This window comes from Mesorhizobium sp. M7A.F.Ca.US.005.03.2.1 (assembly GCF_003997795.1).
Classification (GTDB): domain Bacteria; phylum Pseudomonadota; class Alphaproteobacteria; order Rhizobiales; family Rhizobiaceae; genus Mesorhizobium; species Mesorhizobium ciceri.
This window is the reverse complement of the sequence record NZ_RZRP01000420.1, coordinates 1-5,433: the sequence shown is the minus strand read 5'-3', so window position 1 is coordinate 5,433 and position 5,433 is coordinate 1. Positions and strand designations below refer to the sequence as shown.

The following is a 5,433-nucleotide window of genomic DNA, read 5'->3' as shown; positions in this document are numbered from 1 at the left end:
TCCTTGGTCTGGTCATTCCGACCACGTCGGTGCTGGCCATGGAAGAGCATGGCGAGATTGCCGGCACGGCGTCAGCGCTGATGGGCACGCTGCATTTCGCCATCGGCGCACTGGCCATGGGTGTTGCCGGCGTGTTCTTCGACGGTACGCCGCTGCCGATGGTGGCCGGCATCACGCTCTGCGCGGTGATTTCCTTCACGCTGGCCAAGGTCACGCTCGGCCGCTCTCGCGAGGCCGTCGAGGCGCCGGCCGAGTAGTAGACTTTCGATGAGAACGAAGGGGCCGGCTCATGCCGGCCTCTTTGCCATTGGGCGCGGACAGTTCCGTCCGAAAGGCGTTGACGACGCCCGGTTTCGGCTGTAGCAGCGATGGTCATGATGATCGCAACGGCTCTCGTGGTGGTAGGAAAGCGCATGGGCAGGATGGTGTAACCATCCGGCGATAGCCACCCATGCGCGGTAAACAGGCTCCTGACGGGGCCTTTTTTTATGCCCGAAATCCGGGCGATGCCCCGTCAATCATCCTCATCACGCAATACACCACGGATCAGAACCATGACGGGCGAGAACCCTATTCAAACCGCGAGCAAGCGCATGACAGGCGCGGAGATCGTTCTCCACGCACTCAGAGACAATGGCGTAGAGCATGTCTTCGGCTATCCTGGCGCCGCCTTGCTGCCGATCTACGACGAGATATTCCAACAGGATGACATCAAGCATATCCTCGTGCGCCATGAGCAAGGTGCGGGCCATGCCGCCGAAGGCTATGCACGGTCTACGGGCAAGGTCGGCGTCATGCTCGTCACATCCGGTCCAGGCACGACAAATGCGGTAACGCCACTGCAGGATGCGCTTATGGATTCGGTGCCGATCGTCTGCCTGACAGGACAGGTGCCGACAACGCTGATCGGCTCCGATGCCTTTCAGGAATGCGACACGGTCGGTATTACGTGGCCCTGCACCAAGCACAATTCGTTGGTCAAGGACGTCAACGAACTGGCGTCAACGATCCACAGGGCTTTTCACATCGCCAAGTCCGGACGACCGGGACCTGTCCTCGTCGACATGCCAAAGGACGTCCTGTTTGCCACCGGCGTGTACACGCCGCCCTCGGATGCTGCTGCACTGAAGAGCTGTCGGCCGACGGTGGAGAGCGACATCAACGAGATCGGCAAGGCGATAGAGTTGATGGCCAATGCCCGTCGTCCAGTCATTTATACCGGCGGTGGCATCGTCAATTCCGGCATGGAGGCATCGAGACTGCTGCGGGAGCTTGTCGAACTGACTGATTTCCCGATCACTTCGACCCTCATGGGGCTTGGCGCATATCCGGCATCCGGCAAGAACTGGCTGAAAATGGTCGGCCTGCACGGATCGTACGAGGCGAACATGGCCATGCATGAGTGCGACGTTATGCTCTGCATCGGCGCCCGCTTTGACGATCGCGTGACTTCGCGCGTGGAGGCTTTTTCACCGAGCTCAAGGAAGATCCATGTCGATATCGATCCCTCCTCGATCAACAAGACCGTCCGTGCCGACGTCGGCATCCAGGGCGATGCCGGCAAGGTGGTGGACAGCCTGGTTCGCTCATGGCGTGCGCTGCCGCAAAACCCTGACAGAAGGCGCCTCGACGAATGGTGGAAAAAGATCGCGCGCTGGCGCGGGCGCAACTCCTTCTCTTACGAGATGAGCAACGAGGTGATCATGCCGCAATATGCGGTCGAGCGTCTCTACGCGCTGACGAAGGATCGCGACACCTACATTACGACCGAAGTTGGCCAGCATCAGATGTGGGCGGCCCAGTTCTACGGTTTCGAAAAGCCGCGTCGCTGGATGACGTCGGGCGGCCTTGGTACGATGGGCTATGGCTTGCCGGCGGCATTGGGCGTGCAGATCGCGCACCCGGAAAGCCTCGTCATCGATATTGCCGGCGACGCATCTGTCCAGATGACGATGAAAGAGATGTCGGCGGCGGTTCAGTACAATGCGCCTATCAAGATATTCATCTTGAACAACTCTTACATGGGCATGGTTCGCCAGTGGCAGCAAATGCTTCACGGAAACCGGCTTGCGCATTCCTATTCCGAAACTTTGCCCGATTTCGTCAAACTGGCTGAAGCGTTCGGTGCGGTCGGCATACGTTGTGAGAAGCCGGCCGACCTCGATGACGCGATTCAGGAAATGATCGATGTAAACCGGCCGGTGCTCTTCGACTGCCGTGTTGCCGAACTCGCCAATTGCCTTCCGATGATCCGGACGGGCAGAGCCCATAATGAGATGCTCTTGCCCGGCGAGACCTTCGCCAGTGCAACCGATGAGATCGGCCAGGGACTGGTATAGACCCCAGAGCGGGATGCATTCGAATTGAATCGTGCATCCCGCTCGATTGCGTCCGACTTCAAGGCTACAGCCCGGTTTGCGCCAGCACGAAGCGCAGCCGCGCCTCGACGGGGGCCAGCGGCAACGGAACCATCTCATAGCCCAGTTCCGTGTAGACGCCGACCAGCGCATGGTGGGTGCGCTCGGCCTCGTCGAGCGTCTGCTTGCGCTCTTTGTCCTGCGCGAAGATCTCCGGCCAAAGCGGGGCGACGAAGACGCGCCGATGATAGCGGAAGCGCTCTGCGGCAGCGTGGGCGTGTTCGGGTATCGGCAGGCCGCTCAGCCTGAGATAGCCGAGCGTGTCCGGAACGCCGCGATCGAAAAAAACAGGACGCCCGGTCTGTTCTTGCGCAATTTGATACGAGCGCATCTCCCATGACAGCATCAACTCGGCGTACAGGGCGCGATCGTGCCAAGGCAAAGCGGGTCCGCCAATGGCGGACTGGTCGCGGATAATGCCGCGGCCGGCTTCCACCGAGGCGGCAAAGCCTGCGTGGCGCAGGGCTTCGATCAGGGTGGTCTTGCCGGATCCGGGACCGCCGGTCAGCACGAAGAATCGATCGGAATCGTTTTGCATGTTTTGTCCATGGCGAGGGAGCACGCGGCAGGGCGCGTTCGCGGCGGAACTGCCGTCGCGCATGCTGGATATCGGAGGAGGGGAGAAGTGGAGGTTTCTGTTGCCAGGTACCTCCGAACCCCGCCTAGAAGTGCGAACCTCTAGGGCTTGATTTGAAGCTATCGCACCGCTTACGCGGCGAGACGTGCTTCCGCATAGTTGTCATTTGCAACTACAGGTTTAGCCCGATGACGGTGGTACCATGCCGGGCAAAAGTACGATCTTTACACCTTCGTCGATCCTATTTCGCCCCCAGCAAAAACCGCTCTGTCGTCAACAGCGGCTTTTGGTGGAGGCGCCGGGTACCGCCCCCGGGTCCGAACGGCTTATTTCATCGCCCATTTATCGCCATAGTCGGTCAAGCCGACAAACCGAATATAGGGGGCGATCGCAGGAAATGAAAGGACGCAATGGCACTTTGTCCCCGTGTCAAAACCGCAAGTCCGAAGGGTTGACTTGAGCGCGGTCTCAACCGAAGCTTTGCCACGGTGAGGAGTTATCGACATAGCGCACAAGTTGCAGCAGCGCCACAGCCCTCATCGATCGGATCCGTGGCGCCGACGAGGGGAATTTTGATGGCCGACTATCTTGCAGACGTGAAGAAATACGATGCCTCGGCGAGTGCCGACGTGGTCGACAAAATCGTGAAGCATCTTGGCATTGCGCTTCGGAACCGCGATTCCTCGCTGGTGTCTTGCACCGATCCGAAGGAACTGGAGCGCGTCAAGGCTGGCTGGGTTGCCAAGAAGCTCGGCATATCGGACGACAGCAAGGCCGACGCTTCGATCGAGAAGGTCTGCAAGGCGATGGCCGCCGACAATACCAAGAACCGGGTTACCTTCTACTACCTGGTTGCCAAGGACCTGGGTAAGCTCGGCTCCCTCTGACGGCCGCGCTTCAATTCGCCGGGCTGGCGCGGTCCATGCGCCAGCCGGTGATGTTGTTGGGGACTGACTGGCTTCGGGCATGGCTTGCGCGCTGCTTTGTGGTGTTCGATCGCCCGTCTGTCAGTTATGATGGCTGGACAACCGAATCGAGCCGGAACCGATGCGCCAGTATCTCGACCTCCTGCAGCACGTGCTGGACAACGGCGCCGACCGCGGCGACCGCACCGGCACCGGAACGCGCTCCGTCTTCGGCTACCAGATGCGTTTCGACCTGGCGCGCGGCTTTCCCGTCACCACAACCAAGAAGCTGCATCTCAAGTCGATCATCCATGAGCTTCTGTGGTTCCTGGCCGGCGACACCAACATCAAATATCTCACCGACCATGGCGTCTCGATCTGGGACGAATGGGCCGACGAGAATGGCGATCTCGGCCCGGTCTACGGCAAGCAGTGGCGTTCCTGGCCGGACGGCCATGGCGGCTCGATCGACCAGATCGCGAATCTTCTCAAGGAGATACGCAGAAATCCTCAATCGCGGCGGCTGATTGTTTCGGCATGGAACCCAGCCGAGGTGGAAGCGATGGCGCTGCCGCCCTGCCACTGCCTGTTCCAGTTCTATGTTTCGCAAGGGCGGCTTTCCTGCCAACTCTACCAGCGTTCCGCCGATATCTTCCTTGGCGTGCCGTTCAACATCGCGTCCTATGCCCTGCTGACCTTGATGGTGGCGCAGGTGACAGGGCTGAAACCCGGCGATTTCGTCCACACACTTGGCGATGCGCACCTCTACTCGAACCATTTCGAGCAAGCACGCGAGCAGCTGCGGCGCACGCCGAGGACGCTGCCGACGATGTGGATCAATCCGGAGGTGAAGGACCTCTTCGCCTTCCGCTTCGAGGATTTCCGGCTGGAAAACTACGTCGCCGACGCGTCAATCAAGGCGCCGATCGCGGTCTAAGGCCGCAAATTTCAGTCCATGCCGACCATCACGTCCGAGGCTTTGACCACGGCATAGGCCTGCTTGCCCTTTTCGAGCTTGAGATCGGCGACGGCCTCGTTGGTGATCGAGGCGGTGACGATGGCGCCGCCGCCAATGTCGATCCTGACATGCGAGGTGGTGGCTCCCTTGACGATCTCGGCGATCGTTCCCTTGAGGACGTTGCGGGCGCTGATCTTCACCGGAGTTTCCTTTCCAAGGTTTCTTTTCCCGGTCTTACCAGAACAATTGGTGTCGTACAGACGCTTTCATGAGGCGCCGGGCCTTCCCTTGTTATATTCATACGGATATATCGGTCAGCAGGCTTCGAGCCGGCCGGATTTCAAACCAGGGAGAGTTTTCCATGACGCGCAAAGGTTTTGGATCGAGGGCGATCGCCATTGGCGGTTTGGCTGCGGCGCTGATGGCAGTCGTGCCGGCAGCGCATGCGGAAGACAAGGGGGTGGTGTTTGCCGCAGCCAGCCTCAAGGACGCGCTCGACGCGGGGAACAAGGCCTGCGAGGCCGATGTCGGCGAGGCGGCGACTGGCTCCTATGCCGGGAGCTCGGCGCTGGCCAA

5 protein-coding genes, 1 other RNA gene and 2 pseudogenes are annotated in these 5,433 nt (G+C 60.2%); 5 read left to right on the top strand and 3 right to left on the bottom strand.

Annotated features, from left to right (window positions below; genetic code table 11):
* Positions 1 to 257, top strand: a pseudogene (locus EN991_RS21805) (multidrug effflux MFS transporter); the annotation flags it as partial.
* A 297-nt stretch (positions 258 to 554) separates the two neighbouring features.
* Positions 555 to 2,339, top strand: a complete 1,785-nt coding sequence (locus EN991_RS21800; RefSeq protein ID WP_127369524.1) for an acetolactate synthase 3 large subunit — start codon at positions 555 to 557, stop codon at positions 2,337 to 2,339.
* A 64-nt stretch (positions 2,340 to 2,403) separates the two neighbouring features.
* Here the strand turns inward: EN991_RS21800 and EN991_RS21795 are convergent, their stop codons facing one another.
* Together EN991_RS21795 and ssrA are read right to left on the bottom strand one after the other, a co-directional pair.
* A complete protein-coding gene (locus EN991_RS21795) occupies positions 2,404 to 2,955 on the bottom strand; it encodes an AAA family ATPase (RefSeq protein ID WP_206519228.1) in 552 nt (183 codons plus the stop codon).
* A gap of 86 nt (positions 2,956 to 3,041) precedes the next feature.
* Positions 3,042 to 3,401, bottom strand: a transfer-messenger RNA (tmRNA) gene (gene ssrA, locus EN991_RS21790).
* Positions 3,402 to 3,569: 168 nt separating this feature from the next.
* Between ssrA and EN991_RS21785 the strand changes: the two genes are divergently transcribed.
* On the top strand, positions 3,570 to 3,881 hold the full coding sequence (locus tag EN991_RS21785) for a DUF2853 family protein (protein ID WP_013531020.1): 312 nt from the start codon (positions 3,570 to 3,572) through the stop codon (positions 3,879 to 3,881).
* Between the two features lie 160 nt (positions 3,882 to 4,041).
* A complete protein-coding gene (locus tag EN991_RS21780; protein ID WP_013531021.1) occupies positions 4,042 to 4,836 on the top strand; it encodes a thymidylate synthase in 795 nt (264 codons plus the stop codon).
* Positions 4,837 to 4,847: 11 nt separating this feature from the next.
* On the opposite strand, the gene EN991_RS21775 is transcribed toward EN991_RS21780, so the two are convergent.
* Entirely contained in the window at positions 4,848 to 5,057 is a 210-nt protein-coding gene (locus EN991_RS21775) for a molybdopterin-binding protein (RefSeq protein WP_127369522.1), read from the bottom strand.
* A 161-nt stretch (positions 5,058 to 5,218) separates the two neighbouring features.
* Here EN991_RS21775 and EN991_RS21770 point away from each other — a divergent pair.
* Positions 5,219 to 5,433: pseudogene (locus tag EN991_RS21770) on the top strand (molybdate ABC transporter substrate-binding protein); the annotation flags it as partial.